21 protein-coding genes are annotated in these 22541 nt (G+C 71.7%); 7 read left to right on the forward strand and 14 right to left on the reverse strand.

From position 1 onward, the window contains the following. From D6689_00580 to clpX, 4 genes are all read right to left on the reverse strand, one after another. Positions 1-1669, reverse strand: a 1669-nt coding sequence (locus tag D6689_00580) for a hypothetical protein (protein ID RMH45127.1), incomplete at its 3' end; no start/stop codon positions are given. Positions 1670-1758: 89 nt separating this feature from the next. Beyond that, positions 1759-3108, reverse strand: coding sequence for a serine/threonine protein kinase (locus tag D6689_00585; GenBank protein RMH45128.1), 1350 nt, complete (start codon positions 3106-3108; stop codon positions 1759-1761). 106 nt (positions 3109-3214) lie between these two features. Further along, positions 3215-3517 (reverse strand): RNA polymerase-binding protein DksA, encoded by a 303-nt coding sequence (locus D6689_00590; protein ID RMH45146.1) that lies wholly within the window; start codon positions 3515-3517, stop codon positions 3215-3217. A 239-nt stretch (positions 3518-3756) separates the two neighbouring features. Next, complete coding sequence (gene clpX, locus D6689_00595; protein RMH45129.1) at positions 3757-4965, reverse strand: ATP-dependent Clp protease ATP-binding subunit ClpX; 1209 nt, start codon at positions 4963-4965, stop codon at positions 3757-3759. Between the two features lie 183 nt (positions 4966-5148). On the opposite strand from clpX, the gene D6689_00600 reads away from it, so the two are divergent. Then, positions 5149-5847: a DNA-binding response regulator gene (locus D6689_00600; GenBank protein ID RMH45147.1), complete on the forward strand. Its 699-nt coding sequence runs from the start codon at positions 5149-5151 to the stop codon at positions 5845-5847. Here the strand turns inward: D6689_00600 and mgtE are convergent. Further along, positions 5806-7167: a magnesium transporter gene (mgtE, locus tag D6689_00605; GenBank protein RMH45130.1), complete on the reverse strand. Its 1362-nt coding sequence runs from the start codon at positions 7165-7167 to the stop codon at positions 5806-5808. The two genes, D6689_00600 and mgtE, sit on opposite strands and share 42 nt — an antisense overlap. A 103-nt stretch (positions 7168-7270) precedes the next feature. On the opposite strand from mgtE, the gene D6689_00610 reads away from it, so the two are divergent. Beyond that, positions 7271-8461: a phosphoprotein phosphatase gene (locus D6689_00610; GenBank protein RMH45131.1), complete on the forward strand. Its 1191-nt coding sequence runs from the start codon at positions 7271-7273 to the stop codon at positions 8459-8461. 18 nt (positions 8462-8479) lie between these two features. On the opposite strand, the gene D6689_00615 is transcribed toward D6689_00610, so the two are convergent. Continuing rightward, on the reverse strand, positions 8480-9367 hold the full coding sequence (locus D6689_00615; GenBank protein ID RMH45132.1) for a DUF3108 domain-containing protein: 888 nt from the start codon (positions 9365-9367) through the stop codon (positions 8480-8482). A gap of 8 nt (positions 9368-9375) precedes the next feature. Between D6689_00615 and pdxA the strand changes: the two genes are divergently transcribed. Next, positions 9376-10356, forward strand: a complete 981-nt coding sequence (gene pdxA / locus D6689_00620; protein ID RMH45133.1) for a 4-hydroxythreonine-4-phosphate dehydrogenase PdxA — start codon at positions 9376-9378, stop codon at positions 10354-10356. Further along, positions 10353-12800, forward strand: coding sequence for an excinuclease ABC subunit A (gene uvrA, locus D6689_00625; GenBank protein RMH45134.1), 2448 nt, complete (start codon positions 10353-10355; stop codon positions 12798-12800). Before pdxA ends, uvrA begins: the two co-directional genes overlap by 4 nt. A 19-nt stretch (positions 12801-12819) precedes the next feature. Here uvrA and D6689_00630 read toward each other — a convergent pair whose 3' ends face one another. The 5 genes from D6689_00630 to D6689_00650 all read right to left on the reverse strand — a co-directional run bounded on the left by D6689_00630 (position 12820) and on the right by D6689_00650 (position 17966). Continuing rightward, complete coding sequence (locus tag D6689_00630; GenBank protein ID RMH45135.1) at positions 12820-13509, reverse strand: Crp/Fnr family transcriptional regulator; 690 nt, start codon at positions 13507-13509, stop codon at positions 12820-12822. Between the two features lie 74 nt (positions 13510-13583). Beyond that, positions 13584-14348, reverse strand: a complete 765-nt coding sequence (locus tag D6689_00635) for a CPBP family intramembrane metalloprotease (GenBank protein ID RMH45136.1) — start codon at positions 14346-14348, stop codon at positions 13584-13586. Then, positions 14336-15988, reverse strand: a complete 1653-nt coding sequence (locus tag D6689_00640; GenBank protein ID RMH45137.1) for an NAD+ synthase — start codon at positions 15986-15988, stop codon at positions 14336-14338. The genes D6689_00635 and D6689_00640 overlap by 13 nt, the downstream gene beginning before the upstream one ends. A gap of 23 nt (positions 15989-16011) precedes the next feature. Then, positions 16012-17697 (reverse strand): hypothetical protein, encoded by a 1686-nt coding sequence (locus D6689_00645; GenBank protein RMH45138.1) that lies wholly within the window; start codon positions 17695-17697, stop codon positions 16012-16014. A gap of 38 nt (positions 17698-17735) precedes the next feature. Continuing rightward, entirely contained in the window at positions 17736-17966 is a 231-nt protein-coding gene (locus D6689_00650; protein RMH45139.1) for a hypothetical protein, read from the reverse strand. A 77-nt stretch (positions 17967-18043) separates the two neighbouring features. Between D6689_00650 and sixA the strand changes: the two genes are divergently transcribed. Further along, a complete protein-coding gene (sixA, locus tag D6689_00655; protein ID RMH45140.1) occupies positions 18044-18502 on the forward strand; it encodes a phosphohistidine phosphatase SixA in 459 nt (152 codons plus the stop codon). A 17-nt stretch (positions 18503-18519) separates the two neighbouring features. Here the strand turns inward: sixA and D6689_00660 are convergent, their stop codons facing one another. The 3 genes from D6689_00660 to D6689_00670 form a co-directional block, all read right to left on the reverse strand. After that, complete coding sequence (locus D6689_00660) at positions 18520-19704, reverse strand: hypothetical protein (protein RMH45141.1); 1185 nt, start codon at positions 19702-19704, stop codon at positions 18520-18522. A 60-nt stretch (positions 19705-19764) separates the two neighbouring features. After that, a complete protein-coding gene (locus D6689_00665; protein RMH45142.1) occupies positions 19765-21075 on the reverse strand; it encodes a hypothetical protein in 1311 nt (436 codons plus the stop codon). Between the two features lie 69 nt (positions 21076-21144). Further along, on the reverse strand, positions 21145-21828 hold the full coding sequence (locus D6689_00670) for a hypothetical protein (protein RMH45143.1): 684 nt from the start codon (positions 21826-21828) through the stop codon (positions 21145-21147). A 65-nt stretch (positions 21829-21893) separates the two neighbouring features. Here D6689_00670 and D6689_00675 point away from each other — a divergent pair, with 65 nt between their 5' ends. Both D6689_00675 and D6689_00680 read left to right on the forward strand, forming a co-directional pair. After that, positions 21894-22082, forward strand: coding sequence for a hypothetical protein (locus D6689_00675; GenBank protein RMH45144.1), 189 nt, complete (start codon positions 21894-21896; stop codon positions 22080-22082). A gap of 36 nt (positions 22083-22118) precedes the next feature. Continuing rightward, positions 22119-22406 (forward strand): hypothetical protein, encoded by a 288-nt coding sequence (locus tag D6689_00680; protein ID RMH45145.1) that lies wholly within the window; start codon positions 22119-22121, stop codon positions 22404-22406. The last annotated feature ends 135 nt before the right edge of the window (positions 22407-22541 follow it).

A 22541-nucleotide genomic window follows, 5' to 3' on the forward strand; every position in this document is an offset into this window, starting at 1 on the left:
CGTGCTCGCCGACCCCGCCGGAGCCGCCGTCGCGGCCGAACCAGTAGTTGCCGATCAGCTGGCCGCCGGCCGCCGCGCCGGATCCGGCGGCACCGTTGACCACGCGGCCTGCGCGCCCGGCGCCGCCGGGGTTGCACACGCTGCCGCCGGCGCCGCCCGCGCCATAGCTTCCCGAGGCCGACACGCTCGCGTTGGTCCCCGCTCGCCCGGCAGTCGCGTCGAAGTCCGGGCTGAACACCGAGCAGTCCGAGTCCTTCGAGCCGCCGGCGCCGCCCGTACCGCCCGCCGTGCCCGGGCACGCGGAGTTCGACGCGCCGGCGCCGCCGGCCGACCGGCTCGTCGAGCACAGGTCGAAGCTCTCCTCGCCCGGCGCGCCGCCGCCGCCGCTGGGTGCGGCGGTGGTGGACGCGCTGTCGCCCGCCGCGCCGGTCGCGCCAGGCGCACCGTCGCCCGCGGTGATCGTGACGCGCTCGAGCACGAGCGTCGCGCTGTTGGCCGCGTGGACGCCGTGCGAGCTGCGGCCGCGGCCGCCCACGGTGCCGGTCGCGTCCGGCGTCTGGATGAACAGGTCCATCACCTTCGTCGTGGCCGTCAGGTCGTGGGCGATGACCGTGACGTACTGGGATTCGTCCGGGTCGAGCCCGCCGCGGATGGTCACCGCGTGGCCGGGCTGGTTGCGGTCGTCGCGCGTCCAGTTGGAGTCGAAGCCGCCGACGAGGTGGACGCCGCTGGCCAGGGTCACGATCTCGTCGTACGTGCCCGCCTGGATGTAGACGTACGACAGACCGCCGGCGACGGCGCTGTCGATGCCGAACTGGATCGTCTTGCAGGGCGCCGCCGGCGTGCCGCACATGAAGTTGGTCCCGGTCGGAGCGACGAACACGCCGTCGGCGACGACGCCGTCGATGCCGTCGCAGTCGTCGTCGGCGAAGGCGCCGTCCGGCTCGTCCGTCGGCGACGGCGGCGCGCAGGCGCTCCAGCCGGTGTCGCCCTCGCACGTCCGCGTCCCGCCGCAGGTGCCGAACGGGGTCGCGATGTCGCACGGTTCGGTGGCGCCGGCCGTCGACGCATCGCAGTCGCACGCCCCGCTTTGCGGGATGCACTGCTGGTAGTCGGTGCCGTCGATCGAGACCGTGTCACAGCGGTAGCCGTCGGGGCATTCGACGAGCGAGCAGTCCTGTCCACAGAAGCGTTTGCCGTCGGGGTAGGGGATGCACTTGTCCGCGCCGATCAGCGAGCACTCGCTGTCCGCCTCGCACGTGGTGCAAAGCTGGGTGGACTCGGGCATGCAGACGTCGGCGACGACGCCCGGCTCGATCGCGCCGAACACGCCGACGCAGCCGTAGCCGTCGGGGCAGCTGCCGGCGACACACGTCTCCGTGCACAGGCCGCCGATGCCGGCCAGCACGCAGATGTTCGACTCGCACTCGCCCTTGTCGGAGCACGGGTCGCCGAAGCCGCCCAGTGGCGCCGCGTCCGGCAGCGGCGTCGCGTCCGGGGCGGGCGTGGCGTCCGGCGGCGCCGTCGCGGCGTCGACGGCCGGTGTCGCCGCATCGGCGCACGGTGGCGTCGGACATGTGGGATCGCCGCCGCCCGCATCCCCGGATGCGCACGCGGTGACCAGCCACGCCGTCGCGACGGTGGCGATTGCGACCCGGCCCAGACCCATGCCGCCAGGCTATCACCGGGGCGCGCCGCGTGCACGGCAAACCGGAGGAGCGGGGCCCGTGCGCGGCTCCGCGCCGGCACGCGGGCCGCTCAGAAAATCCGGTCCTTGAACAGGAACAGCGCCGCGCCGATGCCGCCGGCCAACAGCACGGCGATGACGAGCGCGATCCAGACTCCGCGGCCCGGCCCGTCGAAATGGTGGACGCCGGTGCGGTCCGGCTCGAGCATCTGCTGGAGCGACTCGATCTCGTTGTCGGCGGGATCCGGTGCATCCGCAGCCGGGGTCGCACGGCGAGGCGGCGCCGAATGGATCACCGCCGGCGGCGCGTCGACGGCCCCCGACTCGTCCAGGCCCAACTCGGATGCCCACGCCGACGTGTCGACGAACGACGCCGGGTCCAGCGGCGCGGCCTGGGCGCGATCCGCGACCGGGTCGTCGTCTTCGAGGAGCGACGTGAGCTTGTCCATCTCCTCCATGATCAGCGCGTCGATCAGCGACTCGTGCTTGGGCGCGAGGCTGCGCTTGCGCTGTTGCTCGGCCTGCACGTCGCGCACCAGCGCGGCGATGTCGCGCGCGGTGACCTTCATGCGGCGGCTGAACAGATACTGGGCGAGCGCGTCGCCGAGGTCGGCCGCTTCCTGGTAGCGCTGGTCGGGATCGCGCGCGAGCGCTTTGCGCACGATCGCCTCGAGTTCGGCGTCGATCTCCGGGTTGAGCGCACCGATCGACGGCACGCGCGCCTGCCGCACGAGTTCGACCGTCTGATAGTCGGTGTCGCCGTAAAACAGCCGGCGGCCGGTGAACATCTCCCACAGCAGGATGCCGACCGCGAAGATGTCCGCACGCCGATCGACCTCCAGGCCGCTGGCGGCCTCTGGCGACAGGTACGAGAACTTGCCCTTGACGACGCCGGGGTCGGTCGATTCGATCTGCGTGTTCGCCTTCGCGAGACCGAAGTCGACGACTTTCACTTCGCCGTTTTTCGACAGCAAGATGTTCGGCGGCGAGATGTCGCGGTGGACGATGTGCAGGGGGTTGCCGTCGGGACCCTCGGCGTGGTGGGCGTAGTTGAGCGCCTTGCACGTCTCGATCATGATGTAGATCGCGTGCGCGGGGGCGATGCGTTTGCCGCGCTGCTTGAGGCGCTCGAGCAGGTGCTTGAGGTTGCACCCGTCGATGTACTCCATCACCAGGAAGTACGACCCGTCGGCGATGCCGATGTCGAACACCTGCACGATGTTGGCGTGCTGCAGGTGTAGCGACAGCTTCGCCTCGTCCAAGAACATCGCGACGAACTTGTCGTTCTTGGTGAGGCTCGGCAGGATCCGTTTGATGGCGACGTTCTTCTTGAAGCCGTGGATAGACTCCGCCACGCCGCGGAAGACCTCTGCCATCCCGCCCTGATCGAGGCGCTCGGTGATGGAATAGCGATCTTTCATCGCTGCCCGGGCAGGGGGACACTATACCAGAGCGGTCGGATACGTAGCAAAACGCATGCCGCGGCGACGGGCGCCGCTCCGGCGCGAGCGGGCGGAGTCGCGCGGTTCACTGATTGCCCGCGAGATCGTCGGCGAGCGGACCGGCGCGGACCTCGCCCTCTTCCCGGTCTTCTTTGCAGGCGACGCACAACGTCGTCACCGGTCTCGCGAGCAGCCGTTTGAAGCCGATGGAATCTCCGCAGTCCTCGCACTCGTCGATCTCGCCCCGCTCGAGTCGGGCGAGCGCTTCATCGATCTTCGCGAGCAGCTTCTTTTCGCGGTCGTGAAGGCGCAGCTCGGTCGAGTAGAGTTCTTCCTCGACGCACTGATCGATCGAATCGCGGCCTGTGCGCTCGGGGTCGCGGGCCATCGCGAAGCCGAGCGCGTGTCGTGCGCTGTCGAGGATGCGCGCGCGGTCCGCCTCCAGGCGGGCTCGAATCTCGGCGATCTGTTCGGCAGTGAGCACGGTGTGAGTGTACGGCACTGCACAGCGGGCGAGTAGGGCCGAGATGCGTTTTGTCGCCGCCGCGCGCGACACCGCCGGCGCGCGGCCGACTCGTCGGACTCCGCGCGCGCCGCGATGCGGGCTCGGCGGCCGCCGCGCCGGGGTCAGCCGGCGGCCTTGCTCTCGTGCACCAGCTCGGGGCGCTCGCGGTTTTCCACCACCGCGCGGGTCACGACGCACTCGCGCACGCCGGTCATCGACGGGATCTCGTACATCACGTCGAGCATGACTTCTTCCAGGATCGCGCGCAAACCGCGGGCGCCGGACTTGCGCCGGTGGGCCTCTTCCGCCAGCGCGCGCAGCGCGTCCTCGGTGAACGTGAGCTTGACGTTTTCGAGTTCGAACAGGCGCTGGTACTGGCGCGCGAGCGCGTTCTTGGGGCGCCACAACACCTCGGTGAGCGCGTCCACGTCGAGCGCGTCGCACGACACGATGATCGGCAGCCGGCCCATGAACTCCGGGATCATCCCGTACTTGATCAGATCCTCGGTGCGGGCCGCGGCGCGCAGCGCGTCCTTGTCGTCCTCGGGCGTGCCGATCTGTGCGCCGAAGCCGAGGCCGCGCTCGCCGACGCGGCGGCGCACGATGTCCTCGATGCCGTTGAACGCGCCGGTGCAGATGAACAGGATGTCGGTCGTGTCGATCTGGATCAACTCCTGCTGCGGCCGGTTGCGCGCGCCGTCCGGCGTGATCGTGGCGGTCTTGCCCTCGAGGATCTTGAGCAGGGCCTGCTGCACCCCTTCGCCCGACACGTCCCGCGTCGGCGATGGCGAGCCGCCCTTGCGGGCGATCTTGTCGATCTCGTCGATGCACAGGATCCCGCGGGCGCACTTTTCGACGTCGCCGCCCGCGGCGCGGAACAGCGCCTTGATGACGCTCTCGACGTCCTCGCCGACGTAGCCGGCCTCGGTGAGGGTGGTCGCGTCGGCGATCGCGAACGGCACGTCGAGCTTCTTGGCGAGCGTCTGCGCGAGCAACGTCTTGCCGCAGCCGGTCGGGCCGATCAGCAGGATGTTGCCTTTCTGTACCTCGACGTCGGTCGCTTTGCCGCGCAGGCCGATGCGCTTGTAGTGGTTGTAGACGGCCACCGCGAGCGCCCGCTTGGCGGCGTGCTGGCCGACGACGTACTTGTCGAGTTCCTCTACGATCTCCTTCGGCGGCGGGTACGACGGACGCTCGGCGGCCTCCTCTTTCGCGAGGATGTCGTTGCACAGCTTGACGCACTCGTCGCAGATGAAAACGCGCGGCCCGCTGATGAGCTTCCGGACTTCGCGGCGCTGCTTGCCGCAGAAGGAACAGTGGAACTCTTCCATCCGATTCTGATTCTTACACAACGGGCGGGGAGCGCAACAGGGGATCGCGCGCGCCGCGGGAGCTCGCACCGCGGCCGCCCTTCGCGGACGATCGCCGCGATTTTTGCTTGACGCGCGGCGTTGTGGCGACCCATTTTCGAGGGCGTGCGGGTGGTCGTGTTGTGCGCGGAGCCGGCTGTCGCGATCCGCAACCCCGAGTCGATCGCGGGAATCCTGGTGGACCTCGGGTGCCGCGTGACCGCCGGTCGATTCGACCTCGGCGAACTGGACGACGAGGAGTTGTACGCGCGGCCACCGAACATCGTCGTCGTCGACGCCGGCGATGAGATCCCGCGCGCGAGCCGCTGCCTGCGTCGACTCGGCGACCACGAGGTCCTCGGCGACGTGCCGGTGTTGCTCGCGCTCACCGTGCCGCGGCTGCCGTCGCTCGATTTCTCGCTCGGGTTCGACGATTTCGTGCTGGAGCCAATCGTCCCGGCCGAGCTGTACGCGCGCCTGCGCCAGCTCGACTGGCGGAGCGCGGCTTTCGGATCCGACGAGGTGCTCAAGGTCGGCGACCTGGTCATCGACGTGGCGGGATACGAGGCGCACTACCGCGGGCGCCGGCTCGACTTCACCCACCAGGAGTTCGAGCTGCTGCGATTTCTCGCGCAGCATCGCGGCCGCGTGTTCACGCGCGACCAGCTGTTGCAGCGCGTGTGGGGCTACCAGTACGGCGGCGGTACGCGCACCGTCGACATCCACGTGCGGCGCGTCCGCGCCAAGCTCGGACCGGTGGCCGGCGGTCTGATCGAGACGGTTCGCAACGTCGGCTACAAGATGCGCGCGGCAGGCCGCGCGTCAGCCGACGAACAGGCGGGCGATCTCGAAGAACAGGACTAGCCCGCCGACGTCGACCAGCGACGCCACGAACGGCGTCGACGACACGGCGGGGTCGATCTTGAGGCGCTCGAGCAACAGCGGAATGCCCGCGCCGATCAGCGCTCCGAACACGATGACCGCGGTGACCGCGCAGCCGATGGCGAGCGCCATCTCGACGCTGCGGGCCGCGTTCCACGTCGCGACTCGCACCATGCCGACGAATCCGAGGATGATCCCGAGTGTCGCTCCGATCAGGACCTCTCGCGACAGGATCTTCAGCGCGTGCTTTGGGCCGGTCTCGCCGAGGGACATCGCGCGGATGACGAGCGTCGCCGACTGGGAGCCGGCGTTGCCGCCGGCCGACATGATCATCGGCACGAACCACATCAAGATCGTCGCCGAGGCGACGCTGGCGGTGAAGTGCTGCAGCAGGGGGCCGCTGACGAATTGCACGAGAAACAGGGCGATGAGCCACGGGACGCGGGCGCGCACGATCGTCCACACCGGCGTCGCCATGTAGGGCTGCTCGATCGGCTCGACGGCGCCGAGCCGGTGCGCGTCCTCGGTGGCTTCGGCCTCGACGACGTCGAGGATGTCGTCCACCGTGATCATGCCGACCAGGCGGTGCGTGCGGTCGACGACCGGCACGGCCAGCAGGTCGTATTTGGCCATGACGTGCGCGACCTCCTCCTGGTCCGTGTCGACGTCGACCGTCACGACGTTCGGGTTCATGATGTCCTCGAGCGTCTTGTGCGCGGGCGAGGTGACGAGGTCGCGCAGCGACACGACGCCGTGCAGTGTCCCGTGCGAGTCGACCACGTAGACCACGTAGATGGTCTCCATCTCCTCGGCGGTCTTGCGGACCGCGTCGATCGCCTGCTCGACGGTCATGGTGGCCGGCAGCGCGACGAAGTCCGTGGTCATCACGCCGCCGGCGGTGTCCTCGTCGTAGGCCAGCAGCGTGCGGATGTCGCGCGATTCTTCGGGATCGACCTCCGCGAGCAACTGTTTGCGCAGCTCCTCCGGGAGCTCGGCGTACAGGTCGGCGCGGTCGTCCGGCGCCATCTCGTCGGTGACGGCCGCCGCGGTGGCGAGGTCGTGCGCGGCCAGGTGCGCGAACAGTTCCCGGCGGTGCTCGTCGTCGCACTGCTCGAGCAGGCGCGCGACCGCCTCGATCGGCAGCGCCGCCAGCAGCCTGTGGGCGTGGTCGGGGTCGAGTTGCTCTGCCAGATCCGCGAGGTCGGCCGGCAGCATCTCCTCGGTCAGCTCGGCCAGGGCCGCCGGGTCCGACTCGAGCGCTTCGCGAACTTCCGGAAGTATGAGGCGCGTCGTGCTGTCCATTTGATATCCTCGCGGTGGTGTCCAAGGTCATCGACCTGCGGCTCGAACGCAAGCGCGAAGGGCAGGTCCCCGCCCCGACTGGACGAAAACGAGGCGCGCCGTGATGGATGCGCTGCTGGCGCACGCCGCCACCGATGTCGGTCGCGTGCGCGACCACAACGAGGATGCCTACTGGGTGGACCCCAAGCTGGGCGCGTTCGCCGTGTGCGACGGGATGGGAGGTCATGCGGCGGGAGAGGTCGCCAGCGCCCTCGCGATCCAGGTGGTGCGGGATGCGTGGACGTCGCGCGCATTCCGCGCGGCGGTCGACGCCTACGCCCGCGAGGCGGATGCGGACCGCCGGCGCGCGCTGCTGGCCGCCGTTCGCTCAGCGGTCGCGCGCGCCCACGATGCGATCCGGGACGCGGCGCGGGCCGACCCGGAGCGGGCGGGCATGGGCACCACGTTCACGGGGTTCGTGTGCGCCGGCGGCGACGCGGTGTTCGCCCATGCGGGCGACTCGCGCGCCTACCTGGTCCGCGACGGCATCGCGATGCAGCTCACGGAGGACCACACGGTGGTCGCGCGCCTCGCGGCGGCGGGGCTGGGCAGCGGGGCCCCCGGCTACGATCCCGCCCGCTGGCAAGGCGTGCTCACCAACGCGCTCGGCATCGGCGACCGCGTGCGCGTGGCGACGTTCGTGGTGCCGATGGCGCCGGTCGACCGGTTCGTGCTGTGCTCCGACGGGGTGACGGAATACGTGGCCGAAGCCGAGATCGGCGAGATCGTCGCGCGCGGCCCGAGCCCGGCGCGGTCGGCCCAGGCGCTGGTCGACGCCGCCGTGACCCGCGGCGGCGCGGACAACGCCACCGCGGTGGTGGTGAAGGTCCTCGAGGTGGACCCGACGCCGGTGCCGCGCGACGAGCGGGAGCGCGACGAGGCGATCCTCGCGGCGAGCCCACTGCTCGGCGGCCTGTCGCCCCAGCAGCGGCTGCGGGCGCTGCGCATCGCGCTACCCCAGCGGTTCGACGCCGGCCGCGCGATCCCGCCGGTCGCGCTCGGCGACCGCGTCGCCTACCTCGTGCTCGACGGCGCCGCCCGCCTGCCGGGCGGCGATCTCGTCCGCGCCGGCGACCTGCTGTACGCCCGGGCGCTGGCGGGCGGGCCGGCACCCGCCGAGGCCGCGCGCGCACAGACGGCGGTCAAGCTGCTCGCGATCCGGCGCGACGACTTTGCGGAACTCGCCGCCGACGACGAGGAACTCGGCGTCAAGCTGTACGACGCGCTCGCGGACATCACCGGCAGCGGCGAGTGACGCCGCGCGGCTGCGCGGTCACCGGCGCGCGACCGGCAGGGACTGCCCCGGCTCGTACGCCGTGAGTTCGACCTGGACGTCACCGTACTCGGTGCGCGCGTCGACCCGCAGCGGCACGCGGTGCGCGTCGTCGCTGAGCCACACGGTGAACCGCCGCGGCTTGCGCTTCGGGTCGGGGAGCAACCGGCCGGTGAGGCGCGTGCCGGTGCCGTCGATGCGGAGCGCCGGGAACGCGCCGAGGCCGATGGTGACCGACTCCGGCCCGATGGCGGTGAGGTCGACCCGGTACAGTCGGCGGCCCGACAGCGCGTAGAAGTAGACGCGGTCGCCCGGCTTCGGCCGCCACGCGCGCATCGCGCCGAGCGCCGCGTGCGTGTCGTAGACCCGCTCGCCCGGCGGCAGCCGCCGGGACCAGGTCCGAGCCGGCCGGCCGCTGCGCTCGTAGGTGATTCGGACGCCGTCGCCGTCGAACGCGGCGTCCACCTGGCTGCGTTTGACGTCGCCGCCCGGCTTGCCGAACTCGAACTCGCCGTGGCTCGCGATCGGCAGCGAGCCGTCGACCGCGATCGTCGTCGCGAGGTCGTCGCGGACGTGGCGCACCATCGCGAGCAGGCCGTCGCTGCGCGTCTCGGTCCGGACGACCAACGCCGCGCGGCCGGCGACCGCGCCCGGCTCACCGACGGCGGTCTGGGTGCGCCCGCCGGCGATGCCGCGCCAGGCGAGCTGCCAGGCCATCGACTCGCCGGGGCGGAACCCGGTGGTCGCGACCGCGAGCGGCGCAGGAGGGCCGGCGGCGGTCGCAGCCGGCGGCGACCGCGGGTCCGGCGGGGCCCCCCCGCACGCGGCGGCGACGGCGAGCAACCACCATGGCGACTTCCAGTACACTCCGATTGCGCAGCCCCTCATCTGAAGATATGACGCACGAACCGGCAGAAGGCAACGAACCCGCCGCCACCGGCGCGGACCGGATCGCCGTCACGCTCGGCGATCCGTCCGGCATCGGACCGGAGATCGTCGGAAAGGCGCTGGCGGCGGCGCCGGGGGCCTTGGCGCGGCGCGTCGTGGTGTTCGGCGACGGCGGCGCGCTGCGCGGCGCCGTTCCGGACGGCATCGCGCTGCGCGCGGTCACGCACCTGGCGCCGGAGGACGCGCGCCCCGGCCGGCCGACGCCGGCAGGGGCGGCGGCGCAGGTCGCGTACGTCGAGGCGGCGGTGGCGGCGGCCCGCGCCGGCGAGGTCGCCGCGCTGGTGACGGCGCCGATCGCGAAGGCGCAGGTGCGGCGCGCCGGGTTTGCGTTCGACGGTCACACCGACTACCTGGCGCACGCATTCGGCGCGCGCCGGGTGGCGATGATGTTCGCCGGCCCGCGGCTGAAGGTGGCGTTGGCGACGGTCCACCTGCCGCTGCGCGACGTGCCGGCGCGCGTGACGGCCGACCGCGTGCGCGACTGCATCGAACTCGTGGCGGATGCAATGGTCCGCGATTTCGGCGCCGCGCGCCCGCGCGTCGGCGTCGTCGGTCTCAATCCGCACGCCGGCGAGGCGGGCCTGTTCGGGGACGAGGAGCAGGTCGCGATCGCGCCGGCAATCGCCGCGTGCCGTGCCGCGGGCATCGACTGCGGCGGGCCGCTGGTGCCCGACGCGGCGTTTCGCGCCGCGATGTCCGGCCGGTGGGACGCGCTGGTGGCGATGTACCACGATCAGGCGCTCATCCCGGTCAAGCTCGTCGACTTCGACGACGCGGTCAACGTCACGCTAGGCCTGCCGATCGTCCGAACCTCCCCCGACCACGGCGTCGCCTACGACATCGCCGGGGCCGGCCGGGCGCGGCCGACGAGCTTTGTCGCCGCGCTGCGCCTGGCCGATGAACTGCTCGCCCGGCGTCGCGCGCGATGAAGGTGATCGCCGTCAGGGGCGCGCGCGTCCACAACCTGCGCGACGTCGACGTCGACATCCCGCGCGACGCGCTGGTCGTCGTCACCGGCCCGTCGGGCTCGGGCAAGTCGTCGCTCGCGTTCGACACGATCTACGCCGAGGGCCAGCGCCGCTATGTCGAATCGCTGTCGGTGCACGCGCGGCAATTCCTCGAGCAGATGGCCAAGCCCGACGTCGACGCGATCGAGGGCCTGTCGCCGGCCATCGCCATCGAGCAGCGCACGGCGTCGCGCGGCCCGCGGTCGACGGTCGGCACGGTGACCGAGCTGTACGACTATCTGCGGCTGCTGTACGCCCGCGTCGGCCGCGTGCACTGTCCCGGCTGCGGCCAGCCGATCGCCGCGTACACCGTGCAGCAGATCGTCGACGAGGCGCTGGCACTGCCCGAGCGGACGCGGTTTGCGGTGATCGCGCCCGTCGTGCGCGGGCAGCGCGGGGACCTCGCGGATCGGTTGGCGCGGCTCGCACGGGAAGGGTTCACGCGCGTCGCGATCGACGGCGAGCCGTACGACCTGAGCGCGGGCATCCCGGCCGTCGACCCGGATGCGCCCCACCATCTCGACGTGACCGTCGACCGGCTGATCGTCAAGTCCGGGGTACGCCAGCGCCTCGCGGACTCGGTCGAGTTGGCGCTGGCGCTCGCCGGCGGCCGGGTGGACATCGCGCCGGTCGACGGGCCGCGGGTTCACCGCTCCGAGCGGTTTGCGTGCATCGACTGCGACGTGTCCCTTCCCCCGGTCGAACCACGGCTGTTTTCGTTCAACAGCCCGCACGGGGCGTGTCCGGAGTGCGAAGGCCTCGGCTGCGGCGCGTGCGATCGATCGCGGCTGCGCCCCGAGGCGCGCGCGGTGCGCCTCGGCGGCCTTGCGATCCACGAGCTGGCGCGACTTCCCCTGGCGGATGCGCTCGCGCACGTGCGCGACCTCGACCTCACCGCCCGCGAGCGCGCCATCGGCGAGCGCATCGTGCGCGAGGTCGACCAGCGGTTGCGGTTCTTGGTCGACGTCGGTTTGCCGTACCTGTCGCTCGACCGGCCGGCGGCGACGCTGTCGACCGGCGAAGCGCAGCGCATCCGCGTCGCGACCCAACTGGGCGGCGCGCTCTCCGGCGTGCTGTACGTGCTCGACGAGCCGTCGATCGGACTGCATCCGCGCGACACCGAGCGGCTGCTCGGCGCGCTGCGGCGGCTGCGGGACCTCGGCAACACGGTGCTCGTGGTCGAGCACGACGAGGCGACCGTCCGCGCCGCCGACTGGGTGGTCGACATGGGGCCGGGGGCCGGCGTGCGCGGCGGCGAGGTGGTCGCGGCGGGGACGCCGGCCGCCATCGCCTCCGACCCGCGGTCGATCACGGGCGCGTACCTGTCGGGTCGCCGGGCGATCCGACCGCCGCGCCGCCGTCCGCCGGCGCGCGCGCACCTGACCGTTCGCGGCGCGCGCGAGCACAACCTGCGCGGCATCGACGTGGCGTTCCCGGTCGGCCGGTTCGTGTGCGTGACCGGCGTGTCGGGATCCGGCAAGTCGTCGCTGGTCGTCGACACGCTGCTGCCTGCGTTGCAGGCGCGGCTCGGCGGGTCGCCAGAACGGATCGGCGCGCACGACCGGATCGACGGCGCACACCACGTCGATCGCGTGATCGCCGTCGACTCGGCGCCGATCGGGCGGTCGCCGCGGTCGAACCCCGCGACGTTCACGGGCCTGTTTCAGCCGATCCGCGACCTGTTCGCGCAGCTGCCCGAGTCGCGCGCTCGCGGCTACAAGGCGGGGCGGTACTCGTTCAACGTCAAGGGCGGCCGCTGCGAGGCGTGCGAGGGCGACGGGGTCAAACGGATCGAGATGCACTTTTTGCCGGACGTATACGTGGTGTGCGACGCGTGCGGCGGTCGGCGGTACAACCGCGAGACGCTGGAAGTGCGGTTCAAAGGCTACAGCATCGCCGACATCCTCGACCTGACGGTCGCGGAAGCGCTCGGCGTGCTGGCGCACGTGCCGGCGCTGCGGGTGCGGCTCGAAGCACTGCGGGACGTCGGGCTCGACTACCTGACCTTGGGGCAGCCGGCGCCGACCCTGTCGGGCGGCGAAGCGCAGCGACTCAAGCTCGCGCGCGAGTTGGCGCGGCGCGGCGGCGACCGGACGTTGTACGTCCTCGACGAGCCGACGACCGGCCTGCACGTGTCGGACATCGACCGACTGCTGCACGTGCTCGGGCTGCTGGTGGACGACGGCAACACGGTGATCGTGATCGAGCACAACCTCGACGTGATCCGGTGGGCCGACTGGATCGTCGACCTCGGCCCGGAGGCCGGCGCGGGGGGCGGCCGCGTCGTGTGCGCCGGCACGCCCGACGACGTGGCCGAGTGCGCCGCGTCGCACACGGGCCGGGCGTTGCGCGACGCGCGACGGTGAGCGGCTGCCGCGCCGCGACTCAAAACAGCGCCCGCAGGCTCGCAGGGTCGGAGATGATCACCTTGCGGCCCTCGGTCGTGATGTACTTCTTCTTCTTGAACTGCGACAGCGTGAGCGACACCGTCTCGCGGGTCGACCCGATCAGGTTGGCCAGTTCTTGGTGCGTGATCTTGAGCTGGACGAGCGTGCCGCGCGCATCCTCGACGCCGTATTCCTCGGCCAGGTTGAGGAGCAGTTCGGCCAGCTTGCTCGTCACGTCGCGGAAGACGAGCGCCTCGAGCTTGTCCTCGATGTCGCGGCGGCGACCCGCGAGAATGCGGACCATCTGATAGCCGAGCTGCGCGTTGTCCCGGATCAGGCGCTCGAAGTCGGGCCGCGGGATCTCGGTGATCATGGAGTTGTCCATCGCCTCGGCCATCTCGGCCCGCGGACCGCCGTCGACCAGGCAGGTTTCGCCGAACATCTCGCTCGGCCCGCAATACGACAGGGTGAGCGCCTTGCCGTCGCGGGTGACCTTCGAGATCTTGATGCGGCCCCCGTTGACGAAGAACACGGCGTCCCCCGGGTCCCCCGGCAGGTAGACCACGTCGCGGCGCCGGACCTCGCGCACGTCCACGAGATCCGCGAGGCGGGCGAGAACCTCCGGGCCTAGCTCCGCCAACAACGGGATTTTCTTCAGGTACCAGAGGATACGGCGCGGATCCTGCACAAGCCGGAATGTACCAGGGCTTGCAAAATACGGCAATCCTGTTGCGGCGATTACGAACGGATTTCGGCAATCCCTTACGATTCGCGACGGATTCGTGAGCGCCACGACAGCATCGCTCCCGCGACGCTGAGCGCGGCGGCCACCGCCAGCGCGGCGGCCGGATGCGCGTCGAGCGCGGCCGCGACGCCGGGCCAGGCCGGAAGGACCCACAGGGCGACCAGGTTGTTGCACAGGTGGGCCGCGATGGCCGGGATCGCGGAATCGGCTGCCAGCGCGATGGCACCGAGGACCGCTCCGAACAGCGCCGCCGGCACCATCCGCTCGGGCGGCCAGTGCAGCGCCGCGAACAGCGCGGCGGTCGAACCGACCGCGGCGGCTGCGCCGATCGCGGGCCGCAGCGCCCGCGCGACCGCGCCGCGGACCAGCAGCTCTTCGCACACCGCGGGTACGAGCGCGACCGCGACCACGCGCGTCGCGGCCGGCGCGTCGGCCCACGGCAGCGCGCGCTCGACTTCCCGCAGCCGCTCGGAATCGGCGCCCAGTCGATCCAGAATCGGCACCGACACGGCGAGGTTCACCAGCCAAAAGCTCGCGCCGACGAGCACGGCGCCGGCGACGGCGGCGGGCCTGGGCGCGCGCAGGCCGAGGCCGTCGCGCAGACGGGCACCCCGCGCCGCGGTCCACACCACCGGAGGCCCGGCGAAGAACAACACCTGGGCCAGGGCCACGCCGGCGGCGGTCGGCGGCAGAGCGGCGCCGGCGACGAACCACAGCGCGAGCGCCGCGCAGAACACCGCGACCGCTTCGCGCGCCGGCAGCGGCGCGGTCAGCCTCGCCATCGCTGCGCGATCGGCACGCGGCGGCCGAATCCGAACGCCTTCGTGGTGATCTTGAGCCCGGGCGCGGCCTGGCGCCGTTTGTATTCGCTGCGCTGGACCAGGTCGACCACGCGGTCGACCGTGGCGCGGTCGACCGCGCCGGTGGCCGCGATCTCGTCCCGGCTCATGTTTCGTTCGACATACAACTCGACGATGTGGTCGAGGACGTCGTACGGCGGGAGCGAGTCCTGGTCGGTCTGGCCGGGGCGCAGCTCGGCGCTCGGCGGTTTCGTCAGCGTGGACTCGGGGATGATCGGCCGGCCGGCTTGCCGGTTGACTTCGCGCGCGAGCGCGTACACGAGCGTCTTGGGCACGTCGCTGATGACCGCGAGGCCGCCGGACATGTCGCCGTACAGCGTGCAATAGCCGACCGCCAACTCGCTCTTGTTGCCGGTCGACAGCAGCAGGTGACCGAACTTGTTCGACAGCGCCATGAGGATGACGCCGCGCAAGCGCGCTTGCAGGTTCTCCTCGGTCACGTCGGGCGGGCGGCCGTCGAACGCGGGTTCGAGCAGCGCCAGCATCGACGCGAACGGCTGTTCGATCGGAATGACCTGGAACGCGATGCCGAGCGCGCCGGCGAGAGCGCGTGCGTCGGCGACGGAATGCTCGGACGAAAAGCGCGACGGCATCGCGACGCCGACCACTCGGTCGGAGCCGAGGGCGCGCGCCGCGATGCACGCGGTGAGCGCCGAGTCGATGCCGCCGGACAGGCCGAGAACGGCCGACCGGAACCCGCAGCGGGCGGCGTAGTCGCGCACGCCCATGGCGAGCGCGGCGAGCGCCGCCGCTTCGTCCGATGGCAGAGGCGCGCGCATCGGCCCGGACACCGCGCCGCGCGGCTCGACGTCGCACACGATCACGTCCTCGTCGAACTCCGCCGCGCGCGCGGCCGTCTCGCCGTCGGGAGAAAATGCGTGGGACGCGCCGTCGAACAACAGCTCGTCGTTGCCGCCCACCTGGTTGACGGCGATCAGCGGCAGGCGATACTTGCGCGCGAGCGCGGCGAACATGCGAGGGCGCAGCGACCGCTTGGCCACGGTGAAGGGCGACGCGCCGATGTTGACGAGGATGTCGGGCCCCAGCGCGACGAGTTCCGCGACCGGGTCGCGGTCGTAGTAGCGCTCGGGCCAGAAGTCGGCGTCGTTCCACATGTCCTCGCAGATCGTGATCGCGAGCTTGACGCCGCCGACATCGGCCAGTGCGAGCGATCGCGCGGGCTCGAAATAGCGCTGTTCGTCGAACACGTCATAGGTCGGCAGCAACGATTTGTGATGGACCGACGCGATGCGGCCGCGGTCGACCACGGCGGCGGCGTTGTGGAGTTTGCGGCCGGCCGGCCGGCCGACGCGATCGACGAATCCGACGACCGTCGGGATCGGCACGCGGGCGGCGAGCGCGTCGACCGCGCGCAGGTTGACGTCGACGAACGCGGGCTGGTCGAGCAGGTCGAGCGGCGGGTAGCCGCACACGGCCAGCTCCGAGCAGATGGCGAGATCGGCGCCGTCAGTCGCAGCGCGGTCGACCGCGGCGGCCAGGCGCGCGACGTTGCCGTCGAAGTCGCCAACGACGACGTTCTGCTGGACGAGCGCGATCCGCACGCGATCGGCACTCTAGCACCGAATCACCGGTCGGACAGCGCGGGCGCGTAGGTCGCGTCGCCGGGAGTCGCCGCGTAGATCTCGTAGTCGCCGAGGGGGAGGTCGGCCGGGACGCGGACGTGCGCGCGGTACGTTCCGTCCGGGCCGGTGACCGCGCGGCCGATCCGCGTCGCACCGTCGCCGCCGCGGCCAGCGGGTGCCAGATAGATGTCGACGCGACCGCCGGCGATGCCGAGGCCGTCCGCGTCGACCAGGCGCCCGCGCACGGCGATCGGTTCGCCGCGGAACGCGTCGGGCGGCGACTCGTCCACCGCGATCGCGGTGCGGACCTTGCCCTCGTATGCGGATGCGGGCATCTCGGGCAGCGATCGCCCCGGTGCCACGGTCCGCTCGGCCGGTCGCGCGGGTTCGCCGGTCGCATCCGCACTGGATGGGTCATCCGGCTCGGCGCCGGGGCTCGGCAGCGGCGATCGCGCCTCCGCGAGCTGCTCCGCCGACAGGCCGCGCACGTCCCCCTCGAGTCGGGTGTAGTGGCCCGCGTACTCGGGCGGCTGCGGCAGCGTGTCGACGCCGCGCGGCCGGTGCATGGCCTTGTCGGACGCATTCGCCACGTCCAGGCGGAGCGCCGCGCCGCCGAGGTCGACCCGCAGCCAGCGCCCGCCCGCCGCGTCCGGCACCCAGACCTCGACCCACGCGTGCGCCTCGTTGCTCACGTAGCGCGTGGGAATGCCGAGCGCGTTGGCGGTGACCATGAACGCGAACGATCGGTGGCGGCAGACCCCCGCGCGCGCCGAGAACAGATCCCAAAACAGGTCGTCGGTCGACCGCGGAAGCGGTCCGGCTTCGAAGGCGCGGAACGTGCGGGCGAGGAGGTCGACCGCGCGTTTGACGGTCATGCCGCGGTGGAGGCCGAGTTCGCGCAGCGCGCGGTCGGCCGATCGGCGCACCGGTTCGGGCAGGGGGCGCGCGAGACCGCGGGGGATGTCGGCGATGCGGAAGCCGCCGGGGACGTCGGGCGCGAAGTAGCGAGCGTCGGCGTCCGCGAGGAACACGAGTCGGTGCGGGCCGGCCACGCCCGTCTCGTCGCTGCGCACGTAGAAGTTGTCGGCGCCGTCTTTGGAAAACACGAGTGGTACCGGCGGCGCGGTCTCGTACGACAGGATGCGCATGTCCGGCGCGACCGACGGGATGGGCACCTCGTCGCCGGGCCGCAGGTCGACGACGAGCGACGCCCAGAACAGGTCGCGGTCGGGATCGGGATCGCCGCCGATCGCGAGGTCGGCGGTCGCGGGCTGCGCGACCGACAGCACGTAGTCGGCGTCGACCGCGTCGAGCGCCGTCATGCGTTTGAACGGCACGACGCTCGGATTGAACACCTCGACGTAGTGGAGCGCGTCGTCCGGGCCGGTCTGCCGGTCGGCGCGCCATCGGGTGTCGCGGTCTGCGCCCGAGCGGCCGTAGATCGGTTCGGTGGGGGCCGGCGGCGCGTCGCCGGGAGGTCGCGGCACGATTTTGTCGCCGCGCGAGAACCCCTCCGGGTTGCGGCCGGGCGCCGGGACTGCGCCGAACAGGCGCGCGTCGGGGGTGACGCTGGACAGGTCGATGTACTCGTGGAGCGTGGGACGCGCCCGGTCGCCGCCGGCGGCGAGGGCGGCGGCCCCGGCGCCGGCTGCCGCCGCGATCGCGGCGATGAGAGCGCGCTGGCCCACCGGCAGAGTCTATCGCCGCAACCCGGCGGCGACCACCGCTACCCGGCGTCGTCGCCGGCGGCCGTCTTCGACCGGGCACCGGCGCTCGCGCCGGGCGACTCGGCGCCGGTGCCGGCCTGCGGCTCGGCGTCGGCGGCGGCGTCCGGCGGCACCTTCCCGTGGCGCAGCGCGATCTCGGCGGCTTCGACCTCGGCGTCTTCGGGCACCCACTGCATGAACACCGGCCGGTGGTAGTCGCTCGGCCGGGGAGGCAGAAAGCTGCGGCTCATGCCGGAAGGATACCGCGTGGCGGGCGGCGGCGCGCGCCGTGCCCGCCGCGGCGCGCGGTCGTGTACCCTCGGACCGGATGCGCGCGTACCTCATCCGCCACGGTCACGCGGTGTCGGCCGACACCGCGGGTGCCGACGACCGCCGCTGGCTGTCCGAGCAGGGGCGCGCTCAGCTCGTCGGCGTCGCGGAGCGGCTGCGCGACCTGCGCGTGTCGTTCGACGCGGTGGTGTGCAGTCCACTGGTGCGGGCGGTGCAGACCGCGGAGCTGCTCGCCGGCGCCGTCGGTTTCACGGGCGCGGTCGAGGTCACCGCGGCGCTCGCCCCGGGCGCGCCGGCCGACCGCGCGGAGGACGAACTGGCGGCGCGCGGCGTCGCCGTCGCGGCAGTCGGGCACGAGCCGGGGATCTCCGCGCTGGCGGCGAGGCTGTGCGGCCGCCTCCTGCGGCCGTTTCGCCCGGGTCAGGTCGCCTGCGTCGACGGCGGTGCACTCGCGTGGTGGATCGATCCGGACGCCGGCATCGTGCGCCCGGCGTGATCGCACCGGCGGAGCCGTCAGCCAGGCGGCTCGTCGCCGCCGCCGTCCGCGCGGCCGCCACCCGTCGCGTCGGGGTCCGTGGCCTCGTCGCCGGCCGCGCGGTCTTCGCCGCCGGTCGTTCGCGCGCGGCCGCCCTCGAGCGGCGCCAGCGGATGCGGGCACGCGGCGGCATCGGCCGACCGCCGCGCCGTCATGTTGTGATCGAGCAGGTAGATCATCATGTACGCCTCGGCCGTGCGGCGCGGGCCGGGGCGTCCGGCGACGATGCGGAAATCGGCCGCGAGCTGGCGGCGGAAGTACGATCGGTACAGCGCGATCGGATCGATCCGATCTTCGACGCGTTCGCGTTCGATCTTGCGCCCGAGGACCTGCTCGGCCCATTCGACGGAGATCGCTTCGACGTTGTTGTTGCGCATCGCCGTGCGCAGGGTTGCGACCTCCTCGAAGGTCATGTCGAACAGGAACTCTTCGAATGCCTGCTTCTGTTGCAGCGACACCTCGTCGCGCGCGAAAAACGACAAGAAGTCCGAGGGGCAGTCTTCGCACACGAGGCGGAAGTACTCGCTCGTGCCGAGTAGCGAGCCGAGGTCGGCGTTGACTCGATTGCGCGCACGCCACGCCGACTCGAGCAGAGGGCAGAAGTCGTCGATCTCGACCTGGGCGTTCTCCCAGATCTGGATGAGCTGCTCGGCGGCGCGGCGCTTGGTGGCGAGCCTGACGTCCGGCTTGCGCAACAGAGCGAGCAGCAACTCCTCGGCCAGTTGCGTGTAGATCGACTGCGCGAGTTCGTCGCGCAACCGGCTGTCGAGTTCGCTCAGTTCGTCGCCGGCGCGGTTCGAGTAGTACGCGCACGCCTGGACGAAGCCGCGCAAGAACTGGATCTTTGCGATGAGGAACGTGCGCGACAGGGTCGCCTTCAGCGGCAGCGCGAGTTCGCCGGACAGGCCGTCGTTTTCGCACAGGTGTTCGATCAGTGTCTCTTCCGACCGCTGTTTGCCGGCGAACGAGTCCGGCTCCCGCAACGAGGGCGACGCGCGCACGAGGTTGGACAGGTCGATGAGCTGCCGGAGATGGCCGCGCAGCGCGTCGGCGTCGTGGGTGGAGGCGCGCGACAGGGCTTTCAGACCGCGGGTGACGAGCGCCGACTCGGCGTCGTCGAACAGGCGGAGCTGCCGGGTGTCCATCGCCGCTGCGGACGACATGCTTCTGCAAGGCTACCACTGGTTGCCGGGGCGTTCGACCCGCTTTCGGCCCGCAGTCGGTCAGTGTTCGATTCGGCGCAGGACGGGGTACAGGTGCAGCCCGGGCCCGGCGTCGCGGCGGGCGAACCGGCGCGTCCACTTCTCGAACCCGGGTTTCTCCACTTCGACGGTCACGCTGGCGACGTCGTCCGGCCACACCCATTGCGTGCCGGCGGGGACGCGCGTACCCCGGATGGACACCGCGGCATCCCTCGGATCGGGGGAGACGGTCACCGTCAGCGGCTGGGTGGCCGCCGCCGGAGCCGCATCCGGCGTGCGGCTCTTGAGCGCGTAGGCGGTGGCCATGGCGGACACGACCGCACCGAGCAGCGCGGCCAACACCCACGCGGCGCGGCCGCCGCCGGTCGCCGCCGCTGCGGCGTGTTCTTCGTCGTCCGCATCGCCCGCGTCGTCGGCGTCGCGCGGCGCCTCGGTAAACAGGTGCAGCGAGCGTGCGCCGACCTTGCCCTTTGCGAACAGGTCCATGTCGAACAGGCCGATGACCTCGGTCGAATGGCCCGGGTCGAGGTTGAACACGAGCTTCGACACGGACCGCATCACGGAGATCAGCCCGAGGCCGGCGCCGCCGGCCTTGTCCTCGATCATCGAGCCGGTCTTCGCGCGCGTGAGGTACTCGAGCGCGCGCTGGCGCGACAGCGAACCGCCGCCGTCGCGCACCGCGATGCCGAAGTAGCGGCCGCTGCACCCGTATTGCACCTGGATGGCGCTGACCTCTTCGAGTTGGGCGAGCTCCTTGAGCGACTTGCCGGCGTAGATTTCGTTGCCGTTGTCGTCGACGGGGGCGTGGTACAGCGCGTTCATCATCAGCTCGTCGGCGACGAGTTGGATGCGGTCGCGCACGGGGCCGCGCACGCCGGCCAGCTTCGCGTACTGCATGAGAACGTCGATCGCGCGGCCTTTCTGCTCGTAGTTCTTGACGACCATCGAGAAGGTCGTGACGCCCCACGGAAAATACTTCTGCAGCCCGAAGATCTCGCCGCGCAGGCACTTGGTGCTGGTCGCGATGAACTCGTCGTCGTCGAAGCGCTCGTCGTGGCACAGCAAGCTGGTGACGCGCGCGTCCTTGAGCAGCGTGACCTTTTGCACCAACGTATCGCCCGGAATGATGTAGACGATCTTGGCGTCGTGCGGGACCTTGGCGAAAAACAGCTTGTCGGGATTGTCGCGCCGCGCGTCGAACACGACGAGCTGCGGCGGGTCGTTCGGATCCAGGCCGGATGCGTCGCCGATGAACGACGCGCGCGAGCCGGTCGCGGTCGTCACGCGCTTGACCGCCCGCTTGAGGCGGTTGTCGCGCGTGATGACGGCCATGTGGTAGCGCAGCATGCGGGGCTCTCCGGTGCGGGGGCTCGGGCGGGGCGAGGCGGCGAGCGGCGGGCGCTACTTTTTCGCGATGATCGTCGTCCCCTTCGGCGACGTGCCGGTCGAGGGCGTGGACCCGGTGCCGGACCCGCTCGCGCCGGGCCGGCCACCGCTGCCGCCGACGGCCGGCGTCTTCGGATGACTGGCCGGCCCGGACGCGGAGGCAGGAGCCGGCTTGGCGGAGCCGCGCGCCCCGGTGGTGAGCTTCTCCGCCAGCTCGAGCCGCTCCTTGACCGTCGTGGTCTCGGCGTGGTCGGCCTCGAGTTTGGCGATTTCCTCGCGGCGGGTCGCGATCTCCTGCTCGTACTCGGCGATCTCTTTTTTCAGGACGTCGATGCGGCCCTCGATGTCCTTTTGCTTGCGCGACGCGTCGTCGATGATCGAGCGGACCTTGACCTTGGTCGACTCGAGCGTCTTTTTCACGACCTGGACGACCAACTCGACGTTGTCGGTCGGAAGCGACCGCATCAGCTCGATGGCGTCGTCGATACCGTAGGCGGGGGCGTCGTAGTCGTCGTCCATTTCGGATTCGGCCGCGGCGTCCGGATCGGGTTCCGGCGCCGGGCGGGTCGGCGTCGACGCGGCGAGCGGAGCGGGCGCGGAGGCGGCCGGTTGCACGGCCGGCGGCGCGTTCAGGTCGATGTTTTCGACCGGCGAATCGAAATCGTCTCCGCCCTTTTTGCGCTTGTCGAACAGACCCATGGCACAATGGTACCGCAACTGGCGCGGGCGATGGGACGGCCCGGCCGGGAAAGGTGTGTCGAATCATGCGCAGTCTGTGGCTCGCTATCGTCGCGGCCGTCGCCGCGTGTTCCGTTCCCGCCCGCGCGCCGGCCGGCGCGGCCGTCGCGCCCGAACTGGCCGCCCTCGACGGCCGGAAGGACATCGACGGCCGACCGCTGCCGCCGCGCGCCGACGCGCCCCGCACGCTCGTGATGTTCTTCGCGTCGTGGTGAAGCCACTGCCGCGCGCAGCTCGGCGAGCTGCAACGGATGGACCTGTCGGACGTGCGGGTCGTGCTCGTCAACGCGTTCGAGGATTACGGCGAGCGCGGGAGCGAGCGCGCGATGCGCGCGCTGTTGGCCGAACGCGGCATCCGGTGGCCCGTCGTGGCCGGCGATGCGTCGCTGCGCCGGCTGTTCCGCGTGCGACAGATCCCGTCGCTGTTCGTGTTCGACGGCGACGGGCGGCTCGTGCGCGCCTTTCGCCGCAGCGAGGGGCCGCCGCCCACGCGCGAGGAGCTCGCGTCCTACCTTTCCGCACGTGGAGGCACACGTTGATCGGCGCCACTGTCCTGGCGCGCGCGGCTGCGGTAGGGTAGGGCGTGCCGGCGACGGCGCGGTGGTCCGGCGGGCTCCGTCGAGTCGAAACGGCCCGCGGCGGTGCGCGCGCCGCCGGCAGCGCAACAGGGGGAA

The sequence above is a fragment of the Deltaproteobacteria bacterium genome (assembly GCA_003696105.1).
In the GTDB taxonomy this organism is placed as follows: Bacteria; Myxococcota_A; Polyangia; order Haliangiales; family J016; genus J016.